Genomic DNA, 26,203 nt, shown 5'->3' on the forward strand with positions numbered 1-26,203 from the left:
ATTTCCGTAATCAATGCACCCTGTGCCAGGATCGAGATCGTCCAACCCATGAGATACGGCTCGTCAACGGAGCGTATCTTCGCTGCAAGGAGAGCGTGTGCTCACTGTCGGTGACAAGTTCCCCGAGTTCGATCTGACTGCCTGTGTCTCGCTGGAGAAGGGCAAGGAGTTCGAGCAGATCAACCACAAGACCTACGAGGGCAAGTGGAAGATCGTCTTCGCATGGCCCGAGGACTTCACCTTCGTGTGCCCGACCGAGATCGCGGCCTTCGGCAAACTGAACGACGAGTTCGCCGACCGTGACGCCCAGGTGCTCGGCTTCTCCGGCGACTCCGAGTTCGTGCACCACGCCTGGCGCAAGGACCACGACGACCTGCGCGACCTGCCCTTCCCGATGATGGCCGACTCGAAGCACGAGCTCATGCGTGACCTCGGCATCGAGGGCGAGGACGGCTTCGCCAAGCGTGCCGTGTTCATCGTCGACCAGAACAACGAGATCCAGTTCACCATGGTGACCGCGGGTTCCGTCGGCCGTAACCCGAAGGAGGTCCTCCGGGTCCTCGACGCGCTCCAGACGGACGAGCTGTGCCCGTGCAACTGGAGCAAGGGCGACGAGACCCTGGACCCGGTCGCCCTGCTGGCCGGTGAGTGACTGACATGTCGCTCGACTCCCTCAAGTCCGCCGTTCCGGACTACGCCAAGGACCTGAAGCTCAACCTGGGTTCGGTCATCGGCAACTCCGATCTGCCGGCGCAGCAGCTGTGGGGCACCGTGCTGGCGACCGCCATCGCCTCGCGTTCCCCGATCGTCCTGCGGGAGCTGGAGCCGGAGGCGAAGGCGAACCTCTCGCCGGAGGCGTACACCGCGGCGAAGTCCGCGGCGGCCGTCATGGCGATGAACAACGTCTTCTACCGGACGCGTCATCTGCTCTCGGACCACGAGTACGGCACGCTGCGTGCGGGGCTGCGGATGAACGTCATCGGCAACCCCGGTGTCGACAAGGTCGACTTCGAGCTGTGGTCGTTCGCCGTCTCCGCCATCAATGGCTGCGGCCTGTGCCTCGACTCGCACGAGCAGGTGCTGCGCAATGCGGGGCTCTCCCGTGAGGTGATCCAGGAGGCGTTCAAGATCGCTGCGGTGGTCCAGGCGGTCGGTACGACGCTGGAGACCGAGGCTGTTCTCGCGGAGTAGCCTCCGCGGGCGTTTCCTTCTTGAGCCCTGTTCACCCTTTGTGGTGGGCGGGGCTCAAGGCCTTTTCGCCCCCTCCGCCCCTGCCCGTCCCGTACCTGGGCCCGCGGCGGAGCCGCTGATCGATGCAGCGCCCCAGACCCCGCTCCTCAAACGCCGGAGGGGCTGATTTCAGCTCTACCCGCGCGGTGGCGCGGCCGCGTCCACCGCCGTGGCGCCCCGCGGCTCCGGCGCCTGGCGGAGGCCCGGCTCCTGGGCGTACGAACGCAGGTACACGACCACCGTGTTGGTGACGGCGACCAGCGGGACGGCGACCACCGCGCCCCCGATCCCGGCCACCACACCCCCCGCGGCGACGGACAGCACGACCGCCAGCGGGTGAACCCGAACGGCCCGCCCCAGGATGAACGGCTGCAGCACGTGCCCCTCGATCTGCTGCACGGCGAGGACCACGACAAGCGTCATCACGGCGGTGAAGACCCCCTGCGTCACCAGCGCGACGACGACCGCCAGCGCCCCCGACACCACCGCACCCACCAGCGGAATGAAGGCGAAGAGGAAGATGAAGACGGCGAGCGGGACGGCCATCGGGACGTCCAGGAAGTAGATCCCCAGGCCGATGAAGGTCGCGTCGATCAGAGCGACTATCACCGTCCCGCGCACGTACGCCGTCAGCGTCCGCCACGCCCGGGGCCCGGCCCCGGCGACCCCCTCCCGCGCGGCGGCCGGGACGAGCTTGAGCGTCCACTGCCAGATGCGCTTGCCGTCGTAGAGGAGGAAGAGGGTGGAGAACACGGTCAGGAGGATGCCCGTGAGGGCTTCCACGATGACCGTCACGCCCTCAAGACCCGCGGACGTGATCGCGTCCGTGTTCGCCCCGATCGCCTCGCGCAGATTCTTGGCGATCTCGTTGATCTGTTTGTCCGTCACATGGAACGGGCTGGTGAGGAGCCACTTGCGCAACTCGTCGATGCCGTCCTGGATTTGGTCGGAGAGGTTGTCGATGTTCTCCTGGACCTGCCAGGTCACGAACCAGCCGATCAGCCCCATGATGACGAAGCCGAGGATTGCGCTGAGCGCCGTGGCGAGCCCGCGCGGCACCCCGTAATGCTTCAGACGGGCCACCGTCGGCTGCAGCAGCGCGGTGATGAGCAGCGCGGCCACGAAGGCCAGCACCACCAGCTGTACGGCGCTGATGATGCGCATCAACACCCAGACGGTGCCCGCGAGTACGAGCAGCCGCCAGCCGGCCTCGGCCGCGACCCGCACACCCCACGGCACGGCGAGGGCGGGATCGGGACGACGCTCGGCGGCCGCGACGGGCACACGCGCCGCGGCAGCCGCGGATGCCTGCCCGGCGGGGACCTCGTGCGAGGGCGAGGGCGAGGGCGCGGATGTCTCGGCGCCCGCCTCCGAGTCAGCCGATTCGCCGCCCCGGACCTCGTGCGCCTCCCCGGCGTCCGGCGAGCCCGCCGCCTCCTTCTCCACCTCGGCCCGGCGCTTGTCCAACCGGTCCCCCAGCTCGGACAGTCCGGCCCCCAGCCGGCCGAGCCACCCTGGCACTCGAGACATGATCCGTCCTCTTCCCCCGTTGCTCCCCACCACTCCCCCCTGGAGTCGTCGGATCCGACCGTACAGGGCCGAAGCCCCTCACCCTAAGACGGTGAGGGGCTTCGCAAGGTTGAGCGGCCGACGTACGGCGTGGGGCTCAGTACCAGTGGTTGGCCTGCCAGAACGACCAGGCGCCACAGGGGCTGTCGTACCGGTCGTTCATGTAGTTGAGGCCCCACTGGATCTGGGTGGCCGGGTTCGTCTGCCAGTCGGCGCCGACGGACGACATCTTGGAGCCGGGCAGGGCCTGGAAGAGGCCGTACGCGCCGGAGGAGGGGTTGACCGCCTTGTAGTTCCAGTCGGACTCGTGGTCCACGATGTTGCTGAAGCACTGGAACTGGTCGGCCGGCACGATCTGGCGCGCCATCGCCTGGATCTGCGCGATGGAGTACGAAGACTGGACGGCGAAGCTGGAGGCGTCACGCGTCGCGGAGCGACTGGCCGCTTCCTCGGCCTCCTCGCGCTCCTTGGCCTCCTTCGCCGCCTGCTCGGCCTTCTCCGCGGCCTCCTGCTTCGCGACCGCGTCCTTGGCGGCCTGCTTGCGGGCGGCCTCTTCCGCGTCCTTCTTGGCGCTCGCGTCGGCGGCGATGGCCTGTGCGTCGGCCTGCTGCGTCAGGGACGCGGTCTGCACCTGGGCCTGCTGGCCGGCAGGTATGTCCGCGAGGAGGGTCGAGTCGCTTGCCGTCGCCTCGGCATCGATCGGCTGGGCGGTGCTGCCCGAGGCAACTCCGACGACGCTTCCGACAGCGGTGACCGCGGTGGCCGAGGCCACTGCGAATCCCCGGACCGAAATCCGGCTCACACGATTTCCTTCCAGCATCGCCCGCTGTAGGTGACCCTCGCGGACGCAATCGTGCCCCTGGCGCTGGCCTCCCAACTGCGGGGTCACGGGAGGCACGGGCCCGGTGGGCAACTCCCGCGAGGGGAGCGCCGCGTGGTGCTCGGGCGGCATACGACGGCTCTATGGAGTTCTGCGATTCCTGTTGTGCCGTACCTCCCCCAGAGCCCTGAGGGCCTGGGCGGTACCCCCAGGGGTACAGGTGTGTCGTATGCGGGGCCTGACAGGAGTGAGACTCTGCCGCAATCCGGCGGCGCAAGGCAATTCCCCGCCGGGTGTGAAAGCTCACACCTCGTTTGCCCCAGGCGTTTTCCGGAAACGAGCACACGCCAAGACGCCGCCCGGCTAGGCTCTTCGCCTTTGCCGGACGGCGCAAACCAGCCAGTAGCCACCCCAAGTTCACCACTCAGGGTCAGATCTGCCCGTCCTCCAGCATTTCGGTCACAAGGGCAGCAATCTGGGATCGTTCGGACCGGTTGAGGGTCACATGCGCGAACAGCGGATGGCCCTTCAACTTCTCTACGACCGCGACGACTCCGTCATATCGACCGACGCGCAGATTGTCCCTTTGCGCCACGTCATGGGTGAGAACAACCCGCGAATTGGCGCCGATTCGGGACAGAACGGTCAGCAGGACGTTCCGTTCCAGTGACTGCGCCTCGTCCACGATCACAAAGGCGTCGTGCAGGGAGCGGCCGCGGATGTGGGTGAGCGGCAGGACCTCCAGCATGCCGCGTGCGGTGACCTCTTCGATGACCTCGCGGCTGGTGACCGCGGAGAGCGTGTCGAAGACGGCCTGCGCCCAGGGGCTCATCTTCTCGGACTCGGAGCCGGGCAGATAGCCCAGCTCCTGTCCGCCCACCGCGTACAGCGGCCGGAAGACCATGATCTTCTGGTGCTGACGCCGCTCCAGGACGGCCTCCAGGCCCGCGCAGAGCGCGAGCGCGGACTTGCCGGTGCCGGCCCGGCCGCCCATCGACACGATCCCGATGTCGGGGTCGAGCAGCAGATCAAGGGCGATGCGCTGCTCCGCGCTGCGGCCCTTGATGCCGAACGCCTCCCGATCGCCGCGTACGAGACGGACGTTGCCCTCGGACGTCACGCGCCCGAGCGCCTTGCCGCGCTCCGACTGGATCGTCAGGCCCGTGTGCACCGGCAGCTCGGAAGCCTCGGGGACGTAGGCGTGGCCTACGTCGAAGAGGACGTCGACCTGCTCACCCGACAGCGTCAGTTCGGACATTCCGGTCCAGCCGGAGGAGCCCGTGATGGCGAGTTCGGCGCGGTACTCCTCGGCGAGGAGTCCGACGGACGAGGCCTTGATCCTGAGCGGCAGATCCTTCGACACGACGGTGACGTCGTACCCCTCGGCCTGCAGATTGCGGGCGACCGCGAGGATCCGGGAGTCGTTGTCGCCCAGACGGTAGCCGCTGGGCAGCACGCTGGGGTCCGAGTGATTGAGCTCGACGCGTACGGTCCCGCCGAGGTCCCCGATCGGGATGGGAGAGTCGAGGCGGCCGTGCCGCACCCGGAACTCGTCGAGCAGACGCAAGGCCTGCCGGGCGAAGTAGCCGAGTTCGGGATGGTGCCGCTTGGCCTCCAGTTCCGTGACCACGACGATCGGAAGCACGACCTCGTGCTCGTCGAAGCGGTTCAGGGCATGCGGGTCGGCCAGCAGGACGCTGGTGTCGAGAACATAGGTGCGCCGGTCTGGCTTGTGGCGCTTTGTGCTGGTCACCACGGAAGGACGTACCCCCTCGGATGAGGTCGGGGAGCGACGGAGAGGAGCTGGACCGGTTCCGGCCGCTTCGCGCGGGCCGGGAACCGGCCCTCCGTCTCGTCCGTACTGACCGCACGGTCGGGCTGGTGCAAAGGGCCTCCCGGGCGGACGGCCCCGTGCCGCCCGCTGAGACACGACGCCCGTGATTCGGGCATCGACCTGGAAGGCTTATGCCCTCGAACGCGCCACGCCATGCCACGGCATATGACGGCGCGTTCGTTAACTCCTGATGACGTATGGTCCCCGGGGGCCGGTGAGGTGGGCCCCGAAGGCCGCCGAGGTCAGCCGCGGGCGCAGCCGAGGCCGTCCTCCGTAGCGGCGGAATCCGCCGGTTTCAGCCGCCGTAGCGGCGGTGTCGCGCCGCGTAGTCGCGCAGGGCGCGCAGGAAGTCGACCTTGCGGAAGGCCGGCCAGAAGACTTCGCAGAAGTAGTACTCGGAGTGCGCGGTCTGCCAGAGCATGAATCCGGACAGCCGCTGTTCGCCGCTGGTACGGATCACCAGGTCGGGGTCGGGCTGGGCGCGGGTGTAGAGGTGCTTGCCGATGAGGTCGATGTCGACCGTGTCGGCGAGGTCCTCCAGCGAGGTGCCCTTGTCGGCGGCGTCGAGGATCATCGAGCGGACGGCGTCGGCGATCTCCTGGCGGCCGCCGTAGCCGATGGCGACGTTGACGACTATCCCGTCGACGTGCGCGGTGGACTCCTCGGCCTCCTTGAGGGCCGTCTGCATCTGCGCGGGCAGCAGGTCGGGCGTGCCCACGTGGTGCACACGCCAGCGGCCGTCGGCGGCCAGGGTGCGTACGACGCCCTCGATGATGCCCAGCAGCGGGCCGAGCTCCTCCTGCGGGCGGTCGAAGTTGTCCGTGGACAGCAGCCACAGGGTGACGACCTCGACATCGGTCTCGGAGCACCAGCCGAGGAATTCCCCGATCTTGTCGGCCCCGGCCCGGTGGCCCTGGGCCGTGGTGGAACCCGCGGCCTTCGCCCAGCGCCGGTTGCCGTCCATGATGACCCCGATGTGCTTGGGCACCTGGGCGTGGTCGAGGTTGCCTTCCACCCTGCGTGCATAGAACCTGACCAGCAGACGGCGCAGGTTGTCGCGCAGGTTCACGTGTTGTCAGCCCCTCCGTGCGGATCAGACAGGCGCGCCGGGCACGCAGTCCCTGTCCGTATGGCGTTCCCCGGGGGCGAAGCCTACCCCCGGCCGTGTTCCCCCGGAGAACACCCCTGGCCCCGGGGCTGGGCCGTTGCTGTGAGGTGTCAGTGGCTTGTCGTAGGTTCCTCTGCATGAACGACATGTCTGTATACCGGGCCGCAACAGGACGGTACGACTCGATGGAATACCGGCGCAGCGGGCGCAGCGGGCTGAAGCTGCCCGCCGTCTCGCTCGGCCTGTGGCACAACTTCGGCGACGACCGCTCGCTGGACTCCCAGCGCGCGATCCTGCGCCGCGCCTTCGACCTGGGCGTGACGCACTTCGACCTCGCGAACAACTACGGGCCGCCGCCCGGCTCTGCCGAGCTGAACTTCGGCAAGCTGTTCCGGCAGGACTTCGCGCCCTACCGTGACGAACTGGTCATTTCCACCAAGGCGGGGTACCTGATGCACCCCGGTCCGTACGGCGAGTGGGGTTCGCGCAAGTACCTGCTCTCGTCCCTGGACGCGTCGCTGACGCGGATGGGCGTCGACTACGTCGACATCTTCTACTCGCACCGCTTCGATCCGGACACTCCGCTGGAGGAGACCATGGGCGCGCTCGCGTCCGCGGTCCAGCAGGGCAAGGCGCTGTACGTGGGTGTGTCGTCGTACACCAGCGAACAGACCGCCGAGGCCGCCCGCATCCTCACCGAGATGGGCGTCCGTCCCCTCATCCACCAGCCGTCGTACTCGATGATCAACCGCTGGACGGAGGAGGACGAGCTGCTCGACACGCTCGAGGAAGCCGGCATGGGCTGCATCTCCTTCGTGCCGCTCGCGCAGGGTCTGCTGACGGGCAAGTACCTCAAGGGCATCCCGGAGGGCTCGCGTGCCACGCAGGGCAAGTCGCTGGACCCGGACCTGCTGAGCGACGAGGTCGTACGACGGCTGAACGGGCTGAACGACATCGCGGCCCGCCGCGGCCAGTCCCTTGCCCAGCTCGCGCTCACCTGGGTGCTGCGCGACGAGCGGATGACCTCCGCCCTCATCGGCGCGTCCAGCGTGGCGCAGCTGGAGGAGAACGTGGCGGCGCTGGCGGCGCCGCCGCTCACGGACGAGGAGCTGAAGGAGATCGACGCGTTCGCGGTGTCGACGCCGGGGACGAACATCTGGGCCGGACGGAGCTGAGCCGGGGCGGTGGCCGGCGGCGGCCGGGGGGTTCGTCCCTCGCCGCGTCGAGGCGGTCGCCTGTCGCCGTGTCGAGGCGGCCGTAGCTCGCCTGGTCGGAGTGGTCGGGCGGCGCCGGAACGAGCGGCCGGGGCGCTGAGTCACCGGAGCCGGCGCCCGTGGTGTCGGGGGGCGCACGGGGGCGTCCGTGGGGGGTGCCGCGCGTGGGCAGAAAAAACGGGCCGGTCCGTGGGGGGGGAGACGGACCGGCCCGAGGGGGGGTTTCCACCATAACCCTTCGTAAGTGATGCTGCGCGCATCGGCGTGCCACAACTACTCTCCGAAATCGGCCGACGACGCCCCGGTGGGCGCGGAAGCCGCAATTCCGGGCCCGATCATGGCTGAATCACAACTAATTCAAAGGGAAACGCGGGGGATCCGGAGAGATCCGATGGGTTTGCACCCGGTTGCGATGTCCGCGCCGACCCGCCGGGACGTACTCCGCGAGGGTGATGCCAGTGGCGAACGCCCGCTTGACGCCGTCGCCGACTTCGCGGCCATGGCCGCGTGACGTCACGCCAGAGGGGCAGCGCCGCTCAGCCCCCTCCACTGCGCGGTGCCACAAGCGCAGCTTTGCTCACGCGAATTAGCTTGGTCTGAACCTATGTGACGCGAACAGCCGAGGCGAGCCGTCATCGATAACGATGTGGAAACGCGGGCGGGGGTCGCTTTCCGCCAGCGGGAAAGGGAGCTTCTCAACCGGCACGCGCGCGTGCGAGGCATTTTCCTGTGGGTTCCTGCCGCCCTTCGCTGTCAGTGGCCGCTGCTAGTTTCCGGACATGACGACTCATCAAGGGGCTGTCCGGGTGCCGTACACCGGGGGCGAGAAGGAAAGTCTGCACGCGAGTCTCAACCGGCATCGGGACGCCGTGCTGTGGAAGCTGGAAGGCCTCGACGACGAGCAGGTGCGACGGGTGATGACCCCGTCGGGCACGAACCTGCTCGGCCTGGTGAAGCACCTCGCGTCCGTCGAGTACGGCTGGTTCTGCTCGACGTTCGGGCGCGAGGTCGAGCCCCTGTGGTTCGACCCGTTCAAGAACGAGGACATGAGCGCCGGCCAGGGCGAGACGACGGAGCAGATCGTCGCGTTCTACGGCCGCGCCCGCGCCGCCGCCGACCGCACCATCTCCGAGCTGTCGCTCGACGAGCTGGGCACGTCGTGGAACGGCACGACGGTCTCGCTGCGCTGGGTGCTCATCCACATGGTCGAGGACACCGCCCGGCACGCGGGGCACATGGACATCCTCCGGGAGCTGATCGACGGGCGGACGGGGGATCACCGGCCGGGCTGAGTCCGCCGTCCTTCGGACAGGGCCGCGGCAGGCGGTCCGCCACCCTCGCCGGCTAGGGGACCAGCGGGCGTACGTCCTCGGCCACGAACCGTACGAAGCCCTCGGGATCCGGTTCGTCGGCGGTGGGCTGGAGGATGACGGTGTCGGCTCCCGCGTCCACGAGCTGCTGGACGGCCTCGGCGACAGTGCCCGGGGCACCGGCGACCCCGTGCTCGGGGAGCGGATCCTCGCCGTTGGCCTCGATCTGGGCGCGCAGCCGCGCGGCGGCGTCGGGCCCGGTGGCGGTGTGGAGGTAGACGGCCACCCGGTGCCGGTCGGTCCGTCCGGCCGCCTGCCGCCCCTCGTCGATGAGCCGGCGCGCCCGCCGTACTTCGTCCGGTGTGGTGGAGGCGGTGAGGATGGTGCCGTCGGCGGCCTCCCCGGAGAGCCGGAGCGTACGGGGCCCGGTGGCGCCGGTGAGGACCTCGGGCGCCCCGGCCGGCGGCCAGTCGAGGGCGACACCGTCGAGCTTCACGTACCGCCCGTCGGTGGTCACCCGCTCCCCCCGCAGCAGCGCGCGCAACGCGTCGAGGTGCTCGCGCAGCAGCGTCAGCGGCGACTCGGCCCGCGCGCCGACCTGCCCCATCCAGTCCTGTACGCCGTGGCCGACGCCCAGGACGGCGCGCCCCGGAAACAGCCGGTGCAGCGTGGCGGCCTCCATCGCGGTGACGGCGACGTTCCGCAGGGGTACGGGCAGCAGACCCACGCCGACCCGCAGCCGCTCGGTCCACGCGAGCGCGGCCGCCGCGGCGGAGATCCCGCCTTCGAGGAAGCAGTCCTCCCAGAGCCACAGCTCCTCGAGACCCGCGTCGTCCGCGACGCGCGCCATGGCTCGCAGCCGCTCCGGGGGGAGTTGGGGCCGGAACACGGCACCGAGTGCGGTCGTACGGCTCGGGGCGCTCACAGGGCTCGCAGGGCTCATACGACGTTCCTAGCGGGTGCCCCGCCGCCGTACAACTCCTTTATCCTTCTTCGGCGTTGGCTGCATCGGCGACATCCGCGCGCTCATACCGCAGCTGTACGACACCGTTGCCGAAGAGGCGTGCCTCGATGAACCGGAGGCGGGTCAGGGTATCCGTCTCGGGGAAGAGCGGCTTGCCACGGCCGATCAGTACGGGATGGATGTACAGCCAGAACTCGTCCACGAGGTCTTGGCGCATGAACTCTGCGGCGAGATCGGCCCCGCCGAGCCCCAGATCCCCGATCGACCGCTCCTTCAGCGCCTGGATCTCTTCGGGCACGACCTCCCGCACGATCGTCGTGTGCCGCTCGCCCCGCTCCAGCGTCCGCGAGAACACCACCTTGGGGATGTTCCGCCAGATCCCGGCGAACTCGACCACCTCGGGCGCAGCCTCCGGGTCCTCGTCGGCCGTGGGCCAGAACCCGGCCATCAACTCGTACGTCACCCGCCCGCTCAGCAGGGCACCCAGCTTCCGGATCTCGTGATTGAAGTGCCGGTGCAGCTCGGCGTCGACCATGTGCCAGTCGATCTCGCGGTTCGGCCCCTCGATGTATCCGTCGAGGGACACCGACATCATCAGGATGATCTTGCTCATGGGGACCTCGCCGGAGTCGTTTACGGGCCATTTCGGGGCATGGTCCCAGGTGACTCGGCCACTCGACCAGGACGCGGCGGACCGTGTCGCCGCGTCCCGGGCGCGCGTGCGGGTGTCATCCCGGTTGCGGGGACGCTCCGCATCTCGGGCAGGCGCAGGGCGGGAAAGCGGCCGTCTGCGGGGTGGGGTCGATGCGGCTGCCGGGAGAGGGGGCGGGCGATACCTCGACCCCGTAATAGCGGACGGCAGACGGCACATAGGCGCTCGCTTGGCAGCGTGACCAGCATCGAGCAGTACGGCCAGGGCGAGGGCGCAGTCCAGAGGGTCCGCGTTTCCATGCCCGCAGGCCGCGTCGCCGCGATCAGGCAGCGGGTGGGCGTCCGCGGCTTCTCGGCGTACGTCAGCACGGCGGTCGAGCGGCAACTGCAACGCGATCTGCTGGAGGAATTGCTACAGGCGAAGGCAGCGGAGATCGGCGCCCCCTCCCGGAGATTCAGGAATGGAGCGCAGAGATCCTCCAGGAGGCCGAGGCATTGGCGGCGAGCGAGCCATCGGCAGAAGCCCACGAAGGGGGCAGCGGCCCTGAATGGCCCGCGCACAGGGCCCGTTAGTAGTGGTACCGTTTCTTGTACCATCGCTCCAGGAGGTTAGTACCGTGTCGATCACTGCCAGTGAGGCCCGTCGCCGGCTCTTCCCTCTGATCGAAGAGGTCAACAGCGACCAGAGCGCCATAGAGATCGTCTCCAAGAACGGCAGCGCGTACCTTGTCGCGGCCGACGAGTACGAGGCTCTCCTTGAGACCTCCTACCTGCTGCGCTCCCCTGCGAACGCCCGCCGACTGCTCCGCTCGTTCCAGCACGCCCTGGACGGCGAGTACGAGAGCCGCGGACTCATTCGCGACGAGAGCGACGAGAGCAACGAGGACCGCCGGTGAAGCTGGCCTTCACCCCGCAAGGGTGGGAGGACTACGTCCACTGGCAGACCGCCGACCGGAAGATCCTCAAGCGTATTAACCGCCTCATTGACGACACCCTCCGCGACCCGTACGAAGGCATCGGCAAACCCGAACCGCTCAAGCACGCACTGGCCGGAGCCTGGTCCCGACGTATCACCGATGAACACCGGCTGGTGTACCTCCCCCGGGACGCCGAGGTGATCGTGCTCCAAGCCCGCTACCAGTACGAATAGGACCTCAGTCCACGTTGGATCCTGACGCCGTGCCCCTCGGGAACGTCACCTCCACGCGGCGGTTCTTGCGGCGGCCCTGTTCCGAGGTGTTGTCGGCGATCGGGTAGTCCTCGCTGTAGCCGCGTACCTCGAAGGTGATGTTCGTCGAGCCCAGGGAAGCCGCCAGTTGGTCGTGGACCGCGTCCGCGCGCTTCTTGGAGAGGGTCAGGCCGTGGGCGTACGAGCCTAGGTTGTCGGTGAAGCCGAAGACCCTGACCGTCGTCGTGTTCTGCGCCTTGATCTCGTCCGCGATCGCCTGGATACGTGAACGGGCCTCGGGGTTGAGTTTCGAGCTGTCCTTGGGGAACAGCACCTCTGCCTGCAACGCGAACGTCACGTCCGCGTTGGTGTCCTCCCGGCGCTCCTCGCCACCCAGGTCCTCTACGACCGACTTGATGTCCAGGACCTTGGCTTCGGCGAGTGTGGCGCCGTCGGCGAGCTTGAGGCCGGGGCTGTTCGCGTCCACTTCCGGGGGCGGGGACGTCGTCACACTGCCCGGGGGTGCGCTCGGGTCCTCGTCGTCGGCATAGGCCGGGCCGCCGGGGAGGGTGAGCGTGACCAGTACGGCGAGGGCCGTGAGCATTGTCGCGGTGGCGCGGGGCGGGAGGGCGGCCATGGGTCACTCGCCCTCGGAGAGTTCGATGGAGGCGGGGGGCATGGCGCCGACCTGGAAGTCGACCTTGGTGGTATCGGTGGGTGGGGCGGGGAATTGGGCGAACCATTGGGCGGTCGCGCCCTGGCGGACGCCGCCGGTGAACTGCGTACACAGACACCGGCCTGAGGTGTCCCGGAGGATGAGGTACTTCTTCTTGCCCTTCTGGTCGATCAGGCTGGCGCCCGCGATGGATGCGCCGTTCTTCGACAACTCACGCTCGTCGCCACGCCAGTTCGCCGCGATCCAGGCGTTGTCCGTGTTGTTCGTGACCGTCCCCTCGACTGTCACGAAGCCTCCCTGGTCGCGCTTGGCGGAGGTGATCGTGAGCGTCAGACCGTTCTCGCCCTTCACCTCGGCAAGCACCGCATCGGACTCCGGCGCCTTGGATTCCGAGCCGCCGTTACCACTGCCGCTCTTCGCGGGAGCCGACGGAGACGATGCTCCCTTGTCGGAGCCCTCATCGCCGCCCCCGCCGCAGCCGGCCACCGTGAGGAGCAGCCCAGCCGTGACCGCCACCGCACTCAGCGCCCTGCGGCCCTTCATGGTGTGCCGAAAGTCCATCGGTATGGCTTCCTCTCACTCGGCCAGATGCACGGCGAACAGCACGGACGCGTCCGGCAGCTCGTCCGGATCGAAGTCTCCGGGATCGATTTCCACGATCTCGCCGTCACAGTCCAGTTCGACGGGTTTCTCGGGATCCGCGTCCAGATCGAAATCGCAGCGCGGCTTGATGACGGCGACGGCGTGGGCCGTGGCCTTCATACCCTCCGTGCCGGGAATGATCGAGTCGCCGACCGTGTAGTTGGTCTGGATGTCGGCCTGAAACCCGGGATAGCCGTTCCTCGTGACGGGCTGAACGCCCAGAAGGGATGAGTCGTTCTCGGCGGCCAGTTGTTGAGCCGCGGCAGCCGCACCCGCTCCCTCGGGGTCGAGCTCGCCATCGAGCCAGTCCAGCCAGTTGTCGTCCTGGCCGACGGCCTCTCCCAGGCGGTCCATCAGCTCGTCGCGGGCGTCCTGTGCCGCCGCCAACGCCGCAGCGTCCGCCGCGGATTGAGCTCCGTTACGGGCGGACGCTGCTTGGGCGAATGCGAAGAAGGCGAACGCAGCGAAGAGCAGTATCCCCGTCAGCCAGATATAGATGGGGAGAGTCGCCCCTCGGTCGCTGCGCAGCCGTGCGGAGATCAGCCGCCGATGACGTCGTTCACCGCGTTGAGTATCGCCGTTGAGATCAGCCCGTCCAATCCGAGGCTGTCGATCAACGTGAAAATCCCCGCAATGATGATCATCAGGCCCGCATACTCCACAAACCCGGCCCCCGCGTCCCGCCCGCTCCCCCGCACCCGGGAGACAACGGTCCGCGTCCACCTGTCGAACCTGTTCATCGTCACTGCCCTCCCACCCGGCACGCCAACCACCGACCCGAGCACCGTACGTGAGAAGACGCCTACTCCGGGTGGGCCCAGGGGCCCAACTTCCGGCGGGTGGTGGGGTCATCGGGGCCACCCCTCGTGGGCCGTGCCCAGCCAGTGGGCGATCGCTTCGCTGCGTGAGGAACTGTGCAGTTTCGCGAAGATGCGGTTGATGTGGTTCTTGACGGTCTTCTCGGTGATGAAGCAGGTGGCGGCGATTTGGCGGTTGTTCATGCCGGCCGCGATGAGGTCCATCACCTCCACCTCCCTTGAACTCAGGCCGAAGTCGGGCCGGTTGGGGGCACGGCGGTGAAGTCCCGCCGCGTACAAGGGTTGAGCCTTTGACGACTGTGCCACAGATGGTTGCAGATGCGAAGCGAGTTCGCTCGGTTCGTGGGAAACTCCGAGTGAATCCGGGACAGTTGGGCGGCCGCCGTGGCGTACGTCGCGTACGTCTCGTACCGCCGTGATCAGTTCCGCTGCCGTGAATTCGCCGTGGACCAGGTAGCCGGACGCGCCTCGGCGCAGGGCCTCCGCCACGACCTCGGGTTCGCGGCTGTACGTCAGCATCATCACGGGGGCCATGCGGGCCAGTTCGGGGAGGGCGGTGAGCCCGTCGGTGCCGGGCATGCGGACGTCGAGGAGGACGACGTCCGGGGTGAGGTGTGCGGTGGCCTTCAGGGCTTCTGCGCCGTCTGCCGCCGCCGCGACCACCTCGATGTCCGGGTGGCCGCCCAGGAGTGCGGTCAGGCCGGCCCTGACGACCGGGTTGTCGTCGGCCACCAGTACACGGAGGGGCGGGCCGGTAAGTGCCTGGTCAGGCATGTGCGGCCTCCTCTTGCGGAGTGGGGGGAGGGTGCGGGACGGCCGCGGGGAGCGGGAGGGTCAGGTGGACCTCCGTGCCTCCCTGCGGGGAACGGTTCAGGGCGATGCGGCCGCCCAGGGACGCGGCGCGTTCCGTCATGCCGAGCAGGCCGAAATGGCCGGTTCTCGACAGGTCGTCGAGGGTGACGGTGGGAGGAACACCCACTCCGTCGTCCTGTATCCGTAGGCCGAACTCGGTCGCGGAGACGTCCAGTTCGATCGTCGCCTGGGTCGCTTCAGCGTGGCGGTGGGCGTTCTCCAGGGCCTCGGAGGCGATCGCCAGGACGTGACGGGCCGTGGTGCGGGGGAACAGGATCGCGCCCGCGGTTGTGTGGTGCAGTGTTGTCGGCAGGTGCGTACGGGACTCGAAGTCCGCCGTATGGGCATGGAGTTCGGACAGGATGTCCGTGTCGGGGGTGGTCAGGTCCGTGTGGCGGCGCAGGTCCGTCAGCAGGGCTCGGGACTCCGTCGCCGCTCTGCGTGCCGCGCTCGCCACCGTCGTCGCCTGGCGTTTGACCGTGTGGGGGTCCGAGGCATCCGCCGAGGCCGCCAGGGCCTCCGCCGCCAGGGCCAGGCCGTGCAGCGTCTTCGCCACCGAGTCGTGCATATCGCGGGCCAGGCGGGCCCGTTCGGACTCCACGGCCTCCGCCACGGCCAGGCGGGAGTTCGCCTCCGAGAGAGCCTGGCTGGCCGTACCGAAGCGGAACATCAGGTTGCGGAGCGTTACGCCGATGATGCCGGCGCCGATGCAGAAGCCCGCGACGAGGAGGGTGTTGGCGCCTGCGCCGGGGCGGTGTTCCCATGCCCGGAAGACCGTGAGCAGGACGATCAGCTGGAGGCCCGTGAAAACTCCTGAGCCGCGCCAGCCGTACAGCAGGCCTGCCAGGAGTGGGGTGCAGACGGTTGCGTAGGCGAGGGGGGACGCCGGGGATGCCGTCAGGAGCAGGATCGCGCCGAAGGTGAGGTCCACGGCCATCAGGGTGGGGTGGGCGAGGAGGCGGGGGCCGAAGCGGTCCCAGTCTCTGAGCATGGCGTACGAACCCATGACGCCGAGGACGGCCGCGGCGAGGACCGCGTAGCGGGGTGGGCCGTCTGTCGCGTTCGTCATCGCGAAGGGGGCGCCTATCGCTATGGCCGCGAGGCGTACGGCGAATGCCTGGCGGCACAGGGCTTGGAGGGCGTTGAGCTGGAGGCGGATGCCGCCGGGGGCGGGGGCGTCGTCTGCTAGATACCCCGTGGCGGGGGGTCGGCCTTTGTTCTTGCCTAGCCCCCTTGCCAGGTGCCCGGCGTCACGGTTGCTGTCGGGGGGGGGTCGCTTACCGGCGCTGACAGGGTGCCGCTCTCTGTGGGACGGGCGCCGCCCCAGCGGCACGACTGCCCACAGCTTGGTCCACTTCATCATCGCCCCAAGATCGAGCCGAAGTTTGTTCCCGAGCCCAGGAACATGCCTGTCGCGATGAGGATCATCGTTGCCGGGAGCATGAAGACCAGGGTGACCATCGTGGCCTTGGGGATGGTTTTGGCGGCGCGGCGGCGGGCGTTCTGGGCGTCTGTGCGGCGCATGTCCGTGGCGAGTTGGATGAGGGTCTCGGCGATCGGGGAGCCGAGTTCCTCGCCCTGTTGGAGGGCGGACACGAACTGGGCGACCTGTTCGGAGGAGTTGCGCTTGCGCAGTTCGTCGAAGGCCTGGCGGCGGCTGACACCCATGTCCATCTGCCGCAGGGTGATCCTCAGCTCGTCCGCCCAGGGGCCCTCGTACTTCTCCGCCACCCGGTCCAGGGCCTGGCGGAAGCTCAGGCCCGCCGAGACCACGACCGCCAGCACGTCCAGGAAGTCCGGCAGCGTACGGTCGATGACCTCCTTGCGTTCCCGCACCGCCTGCCAGATGGTGGCGTCGGCGGCGAGCAGGCCGAAGGCCAATGCCAGGGCGGCGAAGAGGAGTTGGTCGTTGGTGAGGAAGACCAGGGCGAGGACGACGCCGAAGATGCCGTACACCGCGCGGCGGGCCGCGTAGCGGTTCAGGGTCAGGCCGCCGGGGTTGCCCGCCATGTCGATGCGGCGACGCTTGGCGTCGACGCGGCGCGGGCCCATCAGGCGCAGGACCGTGGGGGCGAAGCGCATGCCGAGGCGGTCGACGGCCGAGTCCGCCTTGGAGACGCGGGTTCCGCCGACCTCAAGGGCGAGCGCGAGGTCGGAGGGCAGCTTGGCGTCGGCGCGGATCATGCGGATGCCCAGGAGGGCGCCCGCGACGGCCGCGCCCATCAGGACGGCGAGCAGCAGCGGCAGCAACGTAACCCCTCCCTCATACTTCGATCTTGCCGAGGCGGCGGATGACGAAGAAACCGACGGTGTAGAGGCCGAGGGCGAGCAGGACCAGGCCCTGGCCGAGGGGGGAACCGGTGACGCGGGCCAGGGCTCCCTCGTTCGAGGAGTTGATCAGCACCAGGGAGCCGATGCCGAGGAACGGGACGGTGAAGGCCGTCGCGTTCACCTCGGAGAGCATCGTGCGGACCTCGCGGCGCGTTTCCTTGCGGTCTTCCAGGGTCTGGGTGAGGTTGCGCAGCGAGCTGACGACCGAGCCGCCCGCCTTGTTGGCGAGGACGAGGGTGGTGACGAGGACGATGAGCTCGCGGGAGGGCAGGCGTTCGGAGAGTTCGTTGAGCGCGTCGTCGACCGTCCTGCCCAGGGTCAACTGGTCGGCGACATGCGCCAGTTCCTCGCCCGCCGGGGCTTCCAGTTCCTCCGCCGCCATGGCCAGCGCCGTCCGCAGGGCCAGGCCCGCCGCCGTCGCGTTCGCCAGCAGGCGTGCCACGTCGGGGAGTTGGCCGATGAACGCCTCGATGCGTTTCTGGCGCTGCCAGTTCAGGAAGATGGCCGCGCTCCACACGCCCACGAATGCGGCGATCGGGCCGAAGAAGGGCGCCAGTGTCGCCGCCGCGATCAGCCACAGCGCCACGACCACCGCCGTGACGTAGGTGAAGAACTCCCCCGGCGTCACGTCGAGTCCCGTCGCCGACAGGCGCAGCTGGATCGTGCGGCCGAGGCGGGTGCGGCGCAGCCGGCGGTCGATGCCCGCGAAACGGCGTACGCGGCCCGCCGCCGTACGGAGGGGGCCGCCGCCGGAGAGGCGGTCGACGAGAGCCTGGCGCTGGGCGCGCCCGGCGGCGTACGTGTGGACGCCCGCGACGGCGAGTGTGCCGCACAGGACGGTCGCGCCGAGGGCGAGGAGGGCGGGGTTGTTCATGGCCGCCTCCCTTCGGAGATGTCGGGGGTGCTGGACCCGGGAGAGTCGGCGGCGGGCGGCGTCATCCGATGGCCTGCCTCGTGTTGAGTACGTCGATGGCCTCCGCGATGCCGAAGGCGGGCGGCAGCGGCTCGTTGGCGACGTACAGCTTCTCCGCGATCGGGCGTGGGAGGGGCAGGTGCTCGAAGTGGCCGTGGACGACGCGGTCGGGGCCGACGGGGCGGGGGACGAAACGGGTGACGGGCACGATGCGGAACTGTTCGCGGCCGTGCGAGACCAGCAGCGCGATCTCGGTGACCTTGCGGGAGCCGTCGGCGTGCCGGGCCAGCTGGACGACGACGTCGACCGCGGAGTTGATCTGGTCCTTCAGGGCCTCGAAGGGGATCTGGACCTCGGACATCGAGCCGAGGGTCTGCAGGCGCATCAGCGCGTCCTCGGCGGAGTTCGCGTGGACGGTGGCGAGCGAGCCGTCGTGGCCGGTCGACATGGCCTGGAGCATGTCGAGGGTCTCGCCGCCGCGGACCTCACCGACGATGATGCGGTCGGGGCGCATGCGCAGCGAGTTGCGGACCAGGTCGCGGATGGTGATCTGGCCCTTGCCCTCCACGTTCGGGGGGCGCGATTCGAGGCGGATGACGTGCTCCTGCTGGAGCTGGAGTTCGGCCGAGTCCTCGATGGTGATGATGCGTTCGTGGGACGGGATCAGGCCGGAGAGGGCGTTGAGGAGGGTCGTCTTCCCGCTGCCGGTGCCGCCGCTGACGATCAGGTTGAAGCGGGCCCGTACGAAGGCGGCAAGCAGCATGAGCATCTGCTCGTCGAGGGAGCCGAGGCCGATCAACTCCGGGAGGGTGTACGCGCGCGGGAAGCGGCGGATCGTGAGCGTGGGGCCGGTCAGGGCGAGCGGCGGGATGATGACGTTGACGCGCTCGCCGGTGGGGAGGCGGGCGTCGACCATCGGGTTCGACTCGTCGACGCGGCGGTTGACCGTCGAGACGATGCGTTCGATGGTCTGCATGAGCTGTTCGTTGGACGCGAAGCGCAGGGGCAACTGCTCCACGCGTCCGGCTCGCTCCACGAAGATGGAGTCCGGGCCGTTGACCATGATCTCGGTGATCGACGCGTCGGCGAGGAGGGGTTCGAGGACGCCGAGACCGAGTGCCTCGTCGACGACCCTGCGGATCAGCTGGGAGCGTTCCGCGGAGGAGAGGACCGGGCCCTCGCGGCTGATGATGTGGCCCAGGACGCGTTCCAGGCGTACGCGGCGTTCGGCCGCCGCCAGGCTCGACATCTCGGCGAGGTCGATCTCTTCGAGCAGCTTCGCGCGGTAGACGGCGACGAGGTGTCCGTCCTCACGGGCGGGTCCCCCCTCGTCGGGGGCGGCGATACGGGAACGCAGGCTCATGTCTTCGGCTCCTCTCGGTCAGTCGTCGATGTCGTTGGGCATGGTGGCCTGGCGGGTCACGGTGTAGGGGCCCAGGAGGGGAATGACTCCGGGAACGGTGACCTGGACCGTGGCGGTCGTGAGGTCGGACCCCTCGTCGGGCGTCACGTTCGGGCTGAGCCACCCGCTTACGGCGGCCTGTCCGGCCGCCGTGCCGTCCCCGCCCTGCGACTGGACCCGCGCGGCGGCACGCGCCCCGGAGCCGGCCTGGTTGATGCCGTACCCGATGAGGCCGAGCTGAATGGCGGCCATCCCGATGACGAGGAGGATGGGGAGGAAACCGGCGAACTCCAGGATGGAGACGCCTCGGTCGTCGCGGAGCCCGCGCGCGGCGCCGAGCCTCCGCCTGACGAGGGCCCTCATCCCTCGACCCCCTCCAGCGCCGCCCCCGCTTCACCGTTCACGCGCCACCCCGCGTCGAACCCCGGGAAGAAGAGCGGTACCTCGACCTCGACGGTGGCCGTCATCACCGAGCCCGACGCGGTGCAGTCGATGTCCGCGCCGCTCCAGGCCCCCGGCAGATGCTCGCCCCCCGCCGCCGCGCACGCGCCCGGCACATCGCCGTCGACCGCGTACGCCGCCGTGGCCGCCCGCGCCGCCTCGTCCGCCGCGTTCCCGGCCAACGAGTACGTGTAGCCGTACAGCACGCACTGCCACAGGATGGTCATGACGACGAGCAGGAGGGGGAACATCCCGGCGAATTCGAGGGTCACCGCTCCCCGGTCGCCGCCCCTGCGGCGGAGCGCCGGCGCGCCCCGGTCCGACGACGTCTTGCGGCGTCGGCCGCCGCCCCCGCCCTCCTGGGCGGCCACCAGGCCCAGTTCGCCCGCGAGCGCCCACAGCGCCTGCTTCACGGTCGAGCGGGCGTCCAGGTCCTGGAGCCGGCCCGCGTCGACCACGGACTGGAGTTCCTTGAAGGCGGCGGGGACCGCGGAGCGGGCGACCTTGGTGCCGGTGACACGTTCGACGAGGGACGGCTGGATCTCCGTACCGCGGGCGAAACGGTTGACGACGGTGGTCGTCTCCTCCGCCTTGCGGATCTGGAGGCGGTCCCACAGGCGGACCATGCGTTTGGCGGCGCGGACGGCGACGACGTCCGGGGTGACGAGGAGCAGGGCCAGGTCGGCCATCTCGACGGCGGCGGCGGTCGCGGCGTTCATCTGGGAGCCGCAGTCGACGACCACCACGTCGTGGCGGGAGCGCAGGGCGGCCAGCACCTGGCGGGCCACCCGGTCGGTGACCTCCTCACCGCGTTCGCCCTCGGCGGGGGCCAGCAGCAGGCCGATGCCGCTGTCGTGCGTGTAGATCGCGTCCTGGAGGACCCGTGGGTTGATGTCGCTGATGCCGGCGAGGTCGGCGACCGACCTGCGGAACTGCACGTCCAGGTACGACGCCACGTCCCCGGACTGGAGGTCGAGGTCGACCAGCGCGACGGAGCGGCCCGACGCGCCTGCCGCCAGGGCGAGTTGGGCGGCTGCCACGGTCGCGCCCACGCCGCCCTTCGCGCCGGTCACCGTGACGACGGTGCCGCCCGGGCCCGCGTACAGCTCGGGTGTACCGCTGCCGAGGTGGCGGCGCATGCCGATGGACCAGGCGGCGGCGGCCTGGACGCGTTCGGCGAGGGCGTCGTAGCCGAGGGGCAGGCCGATGATGCCGCGGGCGCCGGAGTCCATGGCGGCGGTGAGGACGCCGGTGCTGGTGTCGGCGGTGACGAGGACGACGCCGACCGCCGGGAAGCGCATCACCAGGTCGCGGATGAGGTCCAGCGCCGGTACGGGGCCTATGCGTTCGTGGACGAGGACGACCTCGGGCAGCTCGTCCAGGGACACGGCGGCGAGGCGGGCGAGGGTGTCGAGGAGGGCGGTGGTGTCGGGGACGGGCGGGGCCGGTTCGGCGTCGGCGAGCTGGCTCAGCAGCGTGGTGAGCGCACGGGCCGAGTCGATGTCACCGACGGCGGGGAGGATACGGATGGTCATCGGCACGACCTCGTAGGCGTGGACCTCATGCGCGGCCTCCTACTTGTCCTCGTCGAGGGTGTACGTACGGTCGCCGGGTGCGACGGGCGCGTCGGAGCCGCCCGCGACCAGGGCGAGCCGGACGTGTTCGGCGAACGACTCGGCGTACGCCACGCGCTGCGCGTCGGCGGTGTCGAGCGCGAAGGTGATGGGGACGGCCTGGTCAGCGCTGTTGCGCCGGTCGGAGCTGGACTGGCCGGGGTCGAGCGCGGTGAGCTTGCCGACGTCGATGACCCGGGCGTTCTCGACGATGACCTTGGACTGGTCGGTGCCCCTGTCGTTCTCGGCCTTGAAGGTGGCGTAGATGTTGACCCGCGAACCGGGGTTGATCTTGCCGGCGACACCCGTCGCCGCGTCGATCATGATCGCGATCTCCTGCTGCCCGGCTGCGAGTTCGGGCCGGTCCACGATCATGTCGGTCTGCAGCAGGGAGCCCTTCTCCAGCTGGGTGACCGCGATCTTGCCGCGGATCTGGGAGAGGCTGGTGACGGCCGTGGACGTCAGCCAGCGCTCGGGCATCGAGATCTTCTCGAACTGGTCGGCCGACAGCTCCTTGTAGGGCGCGATGTCGCCCTTCAGGCGGTACGCCGCCACCTCCGGGCCGACCTTGGAGTTCACGTCACGGATCACCGAGAGCACTCCGGCGAAGGCGCCCAGGGCGCACAGGGCCGAGAGAACCAGCAGGATGACGCCGCGGCGCTGGCGTGAGTTCATGATTCCGGACAACCTCGATCGTGGGGCGGGAACGGCGGGGTCGAGCGGTCGTACCAGGTCGTACCAGTTGGTGTTCCGTTGTGTTCTGCCGTGTTCAGTTGTGCCCGGTTGCGCCTATGTGGTGCCTCGGGGCAGGGCGCGTACTGAGGAGACTGCCCGGGCGGCGGTGACCGGAAGCTCGTTCGACGACGGTGGTGGCGGAAGAGGCGCGGCGCAGAACCCGCAGCGGTCACCGATGAGTTCGAGACCGCACCAGTGGCACTCCTCGCGCCGGACGGAGGCGACGAGCTGGTAGAGCACGGAGACGTCGTACAGACCGGCGGCGAACTCGACGAGCCGCGACGTGCCCCACCAGTGGCCCGACTCCTCCGGGAGCGGGACGGTCGCGACGCCCTGCACCCGCCAGGCGGGGGCGAGCGTGGCGGTGACCCAGTCGGAGGGCGGCTGGCCCGCGGCCACGAGCATCCGGGTGCCGAACTCGGGCCCGGTCAGCCCCCCTTGACCGAGTCTGATGAGCTGCGGCCGCGGGTTGGCCAGTACGGCGAACTGGGCGCCCACCCAGGACTTGGCGTGGGACTTCAGGGACACCGGAATCCGGTCGAGCTTGGCGACAGAGCCGAGCAGGCCACCGGCGTAAATGTAGTGGGCGAGCAGGCGGGCGGAGGACGCGAGCACGCCGGGGCTGAAGTCGCAGACCGAGAGCTGGCGCAACTGCTGGGCGAGCAGGGCGAGTCCGAGCGGCGGAAGGTCGATCCCGAGCAGGGCGATGCGGTCGCTCTCCAGGACGGAGCGGACGGTGTGCAGCCGTCGCGTGACCGCACCGTCCACCGAGGACGGATAGAGCGCAATGACGTACCCGTGCTGCTCGATGAGCGCGTACATCCCGGTGAGGGAGTCTTCGAGGGTGTCGAGCGGCTGGACGACGGCGGGCGGGGTCTGCCGGTCGTGCGGTGGCAGCACCAGGTCGGGACTGGTGACGGCTATCGCGGTCGGCACGCTGCACACACCCCGTTCACTGCGGCGGGGTGGTCAACCGCCGCCTCAGATCGCCCCTGTTGCGCCATGAACCGTCACAGTCGGGCGTACGGATGACCGCAGACCGTCACTGTGGCGTCGTCTTGCATCAGCACCATATCCACGGCATGCCCCGCTCAACACCGAATCTCCGAGATCAACTCACCGAAGGTACGGGCGCGATCAACGGAGAGTGAGACGAGGGTGCAACAACTCGGCGGCCCCGCACGGGGGTTGGGGGATCCAGAGGTCTTGACAACCGGATTGGTCTGGACCAGCTTGGACGACCAGCGGTGGCCACCGTTGCACCTCTCCCCCACCTCTCCCCTTCCCCGGAGGCCCCAGTGGACCGCGTCACAGGTAGGACACGTATGCCCAGACGGAGATGGACGGGCTTGCCCGGACGGCGATGGGCGGGAGTCCTCGCCGCCGCCGTCACCGCGTCCGTCCTCTCCCTCACCGGCCTGGCCGGCCAGGCCCAGGCGGCCGACGTCAACAACGCCAAGAACGCCGGCTACGAGTCGGGCCTGAGCAACTGGACGTGTTCCGCGAACAGCGGTACGACCGTCTCCTCGCCGGTGCACGGCGGCTCGGCCGCGCTGAAGGCCACGCCCGCCGGGCAGGACAACGCCAGGTGCACCCAGACCGTGGCGGTCAGGCCCAACTCCACCTACACGCTGAGCGCCTGGGTGCAGGGCGGCTACACCTTCCTCGGCGTGACCGGCACGGGGACGACGGACGTGTCGACGTGGACGCCGGACTCGACGAGCTGGAAGCAGCTGTCGACGACCTTCACCACCGGCGCCTCGACGACCTCGGTGACGGTGTACACGCACGGCTGGTACGGGCAGGCCGCGTACTACGCGGACGACCTGTCGGTGTACGGCCCCGACGGCGGCGGTGGCGGCGACCCCGACCCCGTGGTCCCCGCGACCCCAGCCGGTCTGGCGGTCTCCTCCACGACCTCGTCGTCCGTCTCCCTCGCCTGGAACCCGGTGCCGGGCGCGACCGGCTACAACGTCTACCGGGCCGGTACGAAGGTCCAGTCGGTGTCCGGGACATCGGCGACGGACTCCGGACTCGCCGCCTCGACGTCGTACTCCTTCCAGGTCACGGCGACGAACGCGGCCGGTGAGTCCGCGAAGTCGACGGCGGTCACGGGGACGACGAAGGCCTCCGGCGGCGGTGGCGGCGACCTGCCGAAGCACGCCGTCACGGGGTACTGGCAGAACTTCAACAACGGCGCGCGGGTCCAGAAGATCTCCGACGTGCAGGCGCAGTACGACATCATCGCCGTCGCCTTCGCGGACGCGACGGGCACACCCGGCGCGGTCGACTTCCACCTCGACTCGGCCGGGCTCGGCGGCTACACCGTCGACCAGTTCAAGGCGGACGTCGCCGCCAAGCAGGCCGCGGGCAAGAAGGTCATCATCTCCATCGGCGGCCAGAACGGCACGGTGTCGGTGAACGACTCGGCATCCGCGACGAACTTCGCGAACTCGGTCTACGCGCTGATGCAGACGTACGGCTTCGACGGCGTCGACATCGACCTGGAGAACGGCCTCAACGCCACGTACATGACGCAGGCGCTGCGATCCCTGTCCTCGAAGGCGGGCCCGTCCCTCGTCATCACGATGGCCCCGCAGACGATCGACATGCAGTCGACGTCCAACTCGTACTTCCAGACGGCGCTGAACATCAAGGACATCCTGACCGTCGTCAACATGCAGTACTACAACAGCGGTTCGATGCTCGGCTGCGACGGCAAGGTGTACAGCCAGGGGTCCGTGGACTTCCTGACGGCGCTGGCCTGCATCCAGCTCGAGGGCGGCCTCTCCCCGTCCCAGGTGGGCCTGGGGCTGCCTGCATCACCCAGCGGTGCGGGCAGCGGGTACGTCTCACCTTCCATCGTGAACAACGCCCTGGACTGCCTGGCCAAGGGCACCAACTGCGGCTCCTTCAAGCCGTCCAGGACCTACCCCGACCTGCGCGGCGCGATGACCTGGTCGACAAACTGGGACGCGTCGGCGGGCAACGCCTGGTCGAACGCGGTGGGGCCACACGTGCACGCGCTGCCGTAGGGCTCGATTCATGATCTCGGCGCCACACCGGACCCCTGGGCTCCGGTGTGGCGCCGCGTCAGCCCATGGGGCGGTAGTAGCTCAGTACCTGGGCGAGTTGGGTGAACCACTCGTGGAGGCGGTCCTTGCGCTTGGCGTCGACGGTGCACTCGTAGACGCGGCCGTCGGCGTGGACGACGGTCATGATGAGGGCCTTGCCGGTGGTGTTCGGGCGGTAGTGGACGCTGCGTATCTGGGGCCAGGAGAAGTCGATGGACAGGCCGTGGTCCTCGAAGGAGACGCCGGTGGCGTCCACGACGACGGAGTTGTGGCGGTCGACCACCAGGAACTCCGGGGCAACGGGGGCCGGTTGTGCCGGGTATGCGGGCTGAGCCGGGTATGCGGGCTGAGCCGGGTACGGGGTCGCGTACGGCTGCTGGGGTGCGGGCGGTGCGTACGGCTGCTGGGGCGCGGGCGCTGCGTACGGCTGCTGGGGCGCGGGCGCTGCGTACGGCTGCTGGGGCGCGGGCGCTGCGTGCGGCTGCTGGGGAGTGGGAGCGTACGGCTGTGGAGGTGGGCCGAAGCCCTGCGGGGGCGGGGTGTGCGGTGGCTGGTGCATGATCGAACCGTAGTCAGTCCGGCCCGGACGACGAGACCCTGCCCGACGGCACCAAGGTCGCCACACAGAAGCGGCCCGGCGAGAAGGGCGGCGCGGGAGTCGTGATGTGGACCGTCGACACCATCAGGACCGACGGCATGCGGGTGGTCGTCAGCGGGTTCAACACCGGCAGTCAGAACTCGGCGGCGACCCGTGACACCCCCGCGCTGACCGTGGAGGAGCTGAGGACGATCGCCCTCAGCCCGAAGTGGCTGAAGCTTCTGTGAGCGACTGCGGCGA

Annotated in this window: 27 protein-coding genes and 1 pseudogene; 8 read left to right on the forward strand and 20 right to left on the reverse strand. The window is 69.4% G+C overall.

The genetic code is table 11. The features are described 5' to 3' along the window. Positions 1 to 97 precede the first annotated feature (97 nt). Positions 98 to 652: a peroxiredoxin gene (locus C4B68_RS14340; RefSeq protein ID WP_099499632.1), complete on the forward strand. Its 555-nt coding sequence runs from the start codon at positions 98 to 100 to the stop codon at positions 650 to 652. A gap of 5 nt (positions 653 to 657) precedes the next feature. Further along, on the forward strand, positions 658 to 1,191 hold the full coding sequence (locus tag C4B68_RS14345) for an alkyl hydroperoxide reductase (protein WP_099499631.1): 534 nt from the start codon (positions 658 to 660) through the stop codon (positions 1,189 to 1,191). A gap of 174 nt (positions 1,192 to 1,365) precedes the next feature. Here the strand turns inward: C4B68_RS14345 and C4B68_RS14350 are convergent, their stop codons facing one another. The 4 genes from C4B68_RS14350 to C4B68_RS14365 all read right to left on the reverse strand — a co-directional run bounded on the left by C4B68_RS14350 (position 1,366) and on the right by C4B68_RS14365 (position 6,522). Then, on the reverse strand, positions 1,366 to 2,760 hold the full coding sequence (locus tag C4B68_RS14350; RefSeq protein ID WP_099499630.1) for an AI-2E family transporter: 1,395 nt from the start codon (positions 2,758 to 2,760) through the stop codon (positions 1,366 to 1,368). 136 nt (positions 2,761 to 2,896) lie between these two features. Then, entirely contained in the window at positions 2,897 to 3,601 is a 705-nt protein-coding gene (locus C4B68_RS14355) for an aggregation-promoting factor C-terminal-like domain-containing protein (protein ID WP_099499629.1), read from the reverse strand. A 448-nt stretch (positions 3,602 to 4,049) separates the two neighbouring features. Next, positions 4,050 to 5,375: a PhoH family protein gene (locus tag C4B68_RS14360; protein WP_099499628.1), complete on the reverse strand. Its 1,326-nt coding sequence runs from the start codon at positions 5,373 to 5,375 to the stop codon at positions 4,050 to 4,052. A gap of 373 nt (positions 5,376 to 5,748) precedes the next feature. Beyond that, a complete protein-coding gene (locus C4B68_RS14365) occupies positions 5,749 to 6,522 on the reverse strand; it encodes an isoprenyl transferase (protein ID WP_099499627.1) in 774 nt (257 codons plus the stop codon). Positions 6,523 to 6,698: 176 nt separating this feature from the next. Here C4B68_RS14365 and mgrA point away from each other — a divergent pair, with 176 nt between their 5' ends. Continuing rightward, complete coding sequence (gene mgrA / locus C4B68_RS14370) at positions 6,699 to 7,736, forward strand: L-glyceraldehyde 3-phosphate reductase (protein WP_099499626.1); 1,038 nt, start codon at positions 6,699 to 6,701, stop codon at positions 7,734 to 7,736. A gap of 818 nt (positions 7,737 to 8,554) precedes the next feature. After that, positions 8,555 to 9,067: a DinB family protein gene (locus C4B68_RS14375; protein ID WP_099499625.1), complete on the forward strand. Its 513-nt coding sequence runs from the start codon at positions 8,555 to 8,557 to the stop codon at positions 9,065 to 9,067. A gap of 52 nt (positions 9,068 to 9,119) precedes the next feature. On the opposite strand, the gene C4B68_RS14380 is transcribed toward C4B68_RS14375, so the two are convergent. Both C4B68_RS14380 and C4B68_RS14385 read right to left on the reverse strand, forming a co-directional pair. Beyond that, positions 9,120 to 10,028, reverse strand: coding sequence for an LLM class flavin-dependent oxidoreductase (locus C4B68_RS14380; RefSeq protein WP_099499624.1), 909 nt, complete (start codon positions 10,026 to 10,028; stop codon positions 9,120 to 9,122). A gap of 40 nt (positions 10,029 to 10,068) precedes the next feature. Then, entirely contained in the window at positions 10,069 to 10,662 is a 594-nt protein-coding gene (locus C4B68_RS14385) for a dihydrofolate reductase family protein (protein WP_099499623.1), read from the reverse strand. 655 nt (positions 10,663 to 11,317) lie between these two features. Between C4B68_RS14385 and C4B68_RS14390 the strand changes: the two genes are divergently transcribed. Together C4B68_RS14390 and C4B68_RS14395 are read left to right on the forward strand one after the other, a co-directional pair. Further along, positions 11,318 to 11,596, forward strand: a complete 279-nt coding sequence (locus C4B68_RS14390) for a type II toxin-antitoxin system Phd/YefM family antitoxin (protein ID WP_099499622.1) — start codon at positions 11,318 to 11,320, stop codon at positions 11,594 to 11,596. Next, on the forward strand, positions 11,593 to 11,850 hold the full coding sequence (locus C4B68_RS14395) for a Txe/YoeB family addiction module toxin (RefSeq protein ID WP_099499621.1): 258 nt from the start codon (positions 11,593 to 11,595) through the stop codon (positions 11,848 to 11,850). Before C4B68_RS14390 ends, C4B68_RS14395 begins: the two co-directional genes overlap by 4 nt. A gap of 4 nt (positions 11,851 to 11,854) precedes the next feature. Here the strand turns inward: C4B68_RS14395 and C4B68_RS14400 are convergent, their stop codons facing one another. The 13 genes from C4B68_RS14400 to C4B68_RS14460 form a co-directional block, all read right to left on the reverse strand. Beyond that, positions 11,855 to 12,505, reverse strand: coding sequence for an OmpA family protein (locus tag C4B68_RS14400; RefSeq protein WP_099499620.1), 651 nt, complete (start codon positions 12,503 to 12,505; stop codon positions 11,855 to 11,857). Between the two features lie 3 nt (positions 12,506 to 12,508). Next, on the reverse strand, positions 12,509 to 13,105 hold the full coding sequence (locus C4B68_RS14405; RefSeq protein ID WP_099499619.1) for a hypothetical protein: 597 nt from the start codon (positions 13,103 to 13,105) through the stop codon (positions 12,509 to 12,511). Positions 13,106 to 13,120: 15 nt separating this feature from the next. Then, complete coding sequence (locus C4B68_RS14410; protein WP_338059749.1) at positions 13,121 to 13,729, reverse strand: pilus assembly protein TadG-related protein; 609 nt, start codon at positions 13,727 to 13,729, stop codon at positions 13,121 to 13,123. Then, positions 13,726 to 13,926: a hypothetical protein gene (locus C4B68_RS14415; RefSeq protein WP_099500005.1), complete on the reverse strand. Its 201-nt coding sequence runs from the start codon at positions 13,924 to 13,926 to the stop codon at positions 13,726 to 13,728. Before C4B68_RS14415 ends, C4B68_RS14410 begins: the two co-directional genes overlap by 4 nt. Before the next feature lie 108 nt (positions 13,927 to 14,034). Next, entirely contained in the window at positions 14,035 to 14,778 is a 744-nt protein-coding gene (locus tag C4B68_RS14420) for a response regulator (protein ID WP_099499618.1), read from the reverse strand. Continuing rightward, a complete protein-coding gene (locus C4B68_RS14425) occupies positions 14,771 to 15,925 on the reverse strand; it encodes a sensor histidine kinase (RefSeq protein WP_373682182.1) in 1,155 nt (384 codons plus the stop codon). Before C4B68_RS14425 ends, C4B68_RS14420 begins: the two co-directional genes overlap by 8 nt. 290 nt (positions 15,926 to 16,215) lie before the next feature. After that, positions 16,216 to 17,106, reverse strand: coding sequence for a type II secretion system F family protein (locus tag C4B68_RS14430; protein WP_257217211.1), 891 nt, complete (start codon positions 17,104 to 17,106; stop codon positions 16,216 to 16,218). A gap of 13 nt (positions 17,107 to 17,119) precedes the next feature. Continuing rightward, positions 17,120 to 18,061: a type II secretion system F family protein gene (locus C4B68_RS14435; RefSeq protein ID WP_099499616.1), complete on the reverse strand. Its 942-nt coding sequence runs from the start codon at positions 18,059 to 18,061 to the stop codon at positions 17,120 to 17,122. Positions 18,062 to 18,122: 61 nt separating this feature from the next. Continuing rightward, complete coding sequence (locus C4B68_RS14440; RefSeq protein WP_099499615.1) at positions 18,123 to 19,463, reverse strand: TadA family conjugal transfer-associated ATPase; 1,341 nt, start codon at positions 19,461 to 19,463, stop codon at positions 18,123 to 18,125. Between the two features lie 18 nt (positions 19,464 to 19,481). Next, on the reverse strand, positions 19,482 to 19,865 hold the full coding sequence (locus C4B68_RS14445) for a TadE/TadG family type IV pilus assembly protein (protein ID WP_099499614.1): 384 nt from the start codon (positions 19,863 to 19,865) through the stop codon (positions 19,482 to 19,484). Continuing rightward, positions 19,862 to 21,478, reverse strand: coding sequence for a CpaE/TadZ family protein (locus C4B68_RS14450; protein WP_099499613.1), 1,617 nt, complete (start codon positions 21,476 to 21,478; stop codon positions 19,862 to 19,864). The genes C4B68_RS14445 and C4B68_RS14450 overlap by 4 nt, the downstream gene beginning before the upstream one ends. A gap of 39 nt (positions 21,479 to 21,517) precedes the next feature. Beyond that, positions 21,518 to 22,231, reverse strand: a complete 714-nt coding sequence (cpaB, locus tag C4B68_RS14455) for a Flp pilus assembly protein CpaB (RefSeq protein ID WP_099499612.1) — start codon at positions 22,229 to 22,231, stop codon at positions 21,518 to 21,520. Positions 22,232 to 22,345: 114 nt separating this feature from the next. Next, the gene (locus C4B68_RS14460) at positions 22,346 to 23,227 is read right to left on the reverse strand and encodes a hypothetical protein (RefSeq protein WP_099500003.1); all 882 of its coding nucleotides are present in this window, start codon (positions 23,225 to 23,227) and stop codon (positions 22,346 to 22,348) included. Between the two features lie 389 nt (positions 23,228 to 23,616). Here C4B68_RS14460 and C4B68_RS14465 point away from each other — a divergent pair, with 389 nt between their 5' ends. Beyond that, positions 23,617 to 25,326 (forward strand): chitinase, encoded by a 1,710-nt coding sequence (locus tag C4B68_RS14465; RefSeq protein ID WP_099499611.1) that lies wholly within the window; start codon positions 23,617 to 23,619, stop codon positions 25,324 to 25,326. Positions 25,327 to 25,384: 58 nt separating this feature from the next. Here the strand turns inward: C4B68_RS14465 and C4B68_RS14470 are convergent, their stop codons facing one another. Continuing rightward, positions 25,385 to 25,924, reverse strand: a complete 540-nt coding sequence (locus C4B68_RS14470; RefSeq protein ID WP_240634350.1) for a hypothetical protein — start codon at positions 25,922 to 25,924, stop codon at positions 25,385 to 25,387. A gap of 26 nt (positions 25,925 to 25,950) precedes the next feature. Here C4B68_RS14470 and C4B68_RS14475 point away from each other — a divergent pair. Beyond that, positions 25,951 to 26,190: pseudogene (locus tag C4B68_RS14475) on the forward strand (hypothetical protein); the annotation flags it as partial. Positions 26,191 to 26,203: the final 13 nt, after the last annotated feature.

It is taken from the genome of Streptomyces dengpaensis, assembly GCF_002946835.1.
GTDB classification, from domain to species: domain Bacteria; phylum Actinomycetota; class Actinomycetes; order Streptomycetales; family Streptomycetaceae; genus Streptomyces; species Streptomyces dengpaensis.

Excerpts from the sequence above, each read along its gene's own strand:
- C4B68_RS14345 (WP_099499631.1), top strand. The coding sequence starts at position 658 with ATGTCGCTCGACTCCCTCAAGTCCGCCGTTCCGGACTACGCCAAGGAC.
- C4B68_RS14350 (WP_099499630.1), bottom strand. The coding sequence starts at position 2,760 with ATGTCTCGAGTGCCAGGGTGGCTCGGCCGGCTGGGGGCCGGACTGTCC.
- mgrA (WP_099499626.1), top strand. The coding sequence starts at position 6,699 with ATGAACGACATGTCTGTATACCGGGCCGCAACAGGACGGTACGACTCG.
- C4B68_RS14375 (WP_099499625.1), top strand. The coding sequence starts at position 8,555 with ATGACGACTCATCAAGGGGCTGTCCGGGTGCCGTACACCGGGGGCGAG.
- C4B68_RS14380 (WP_099499624.1), bottom strand. The coding sequence starts at position 10,028 with ATGAGCCCTGCGAGCCCTGTGAGCGCCCCGAGCCGTACGACCGCACTC.
- C4B68_RS14385 (WP_099499623.1), bottom strand. The coding sequence starts at position 10,662 with ATGAGCAAGATCATCCTGATGATGTCGGTGTCCCTCGACGGATACATC.
- C4B68_RS14400 (WP_099499620.1), bottom strand. The coding sequence starts at position 12,505 with ATGGCCGCCCTCCCGCCCCGCGCCACCGCGACAATGCTCACGGCCCTC.
- C4B68_RS14405 (WP_099499619.1), bottom strand. The coding sequence starts at position 13,105 with ATGGACTTTCGGCACACCATGAAGGGCCGCAGGGCGCTGAGTGCGGTG.
- C4B68_RS14415 (WP_099500005.1), bottom strand. The coding sequence starts at position 13,926 with ATGAACAGGTTCGACAGGTGGACGCGGACCGTTGTCTCCCGGGTGCGG.
- C4B68_RS14420 (WP_099499618.1), bottom strand. The coding sequence starts at position 14,778 with ATGCCTGACCAGGCACTTACCGGCCCGCCCCTCCGTGTACTGGTGGCC.
- C4B68_RS14425 (WP_373682182.1), bottom strand. The coding sequence starts at position 15,925 with ATGACGAACGCGACAGACGGCCCACCCCGCTACGCGGTCCTCGCCGCG.
- C4B68_RS14435 (WP_099499616.1), bottom strand. The coding sequence starts at position 18,061 with ATGAACAACCCCGCCCTCCTCGCCCTCGGCGCGACCGTCCTGTGCGGC.
- C4B68_RS14440 (WP_099499615.1), bottom strand. The coding sequence starts at position 19,463 with ATGAGCCTGCGTTCCCGTATCGCCGCCCCCGACGAGGGGGGACCCGCC.
- C4B68_RS14445 (WP_099499614.1), bottom strand. The coding sequence starts at position 19,865 with ATGAGGGCCCTCGTCAGGCGGAGGCTCGGCGCCGCGCGCGGGCTCCGC.
- C4B68_RS14450 (WP_099499613.1), bottom strand. The coding sequence starts at position 21,478 with ATGACCATCCGTATCCTCCCCGCCGTCGGTGACATCGACTCGGCCCGT.
- cpaB (WP_099499612.1), bottom strand. The coding sequence starts at position 22,231 with ATGAACTCACGCCAGCGCCGCGGCGTCATCCTGCTGGTTCTCTCGGCC.
- C4B68_RS14465 (WP_099499611.1), top strand. The coding sequence starts at position 23,617 with ATGCCCAGACGGAGATGGACGGGCTTGCCCGGACGGCGATGGGCGGGA.
- C4B68_RS14470 (WP_240634350.1), bottom strand. The coding sequence starts at position 25,924 with ATGCACCAGCCACCGCACACCCCGCCCCCGCAGGGCTTCGGCCCACCT.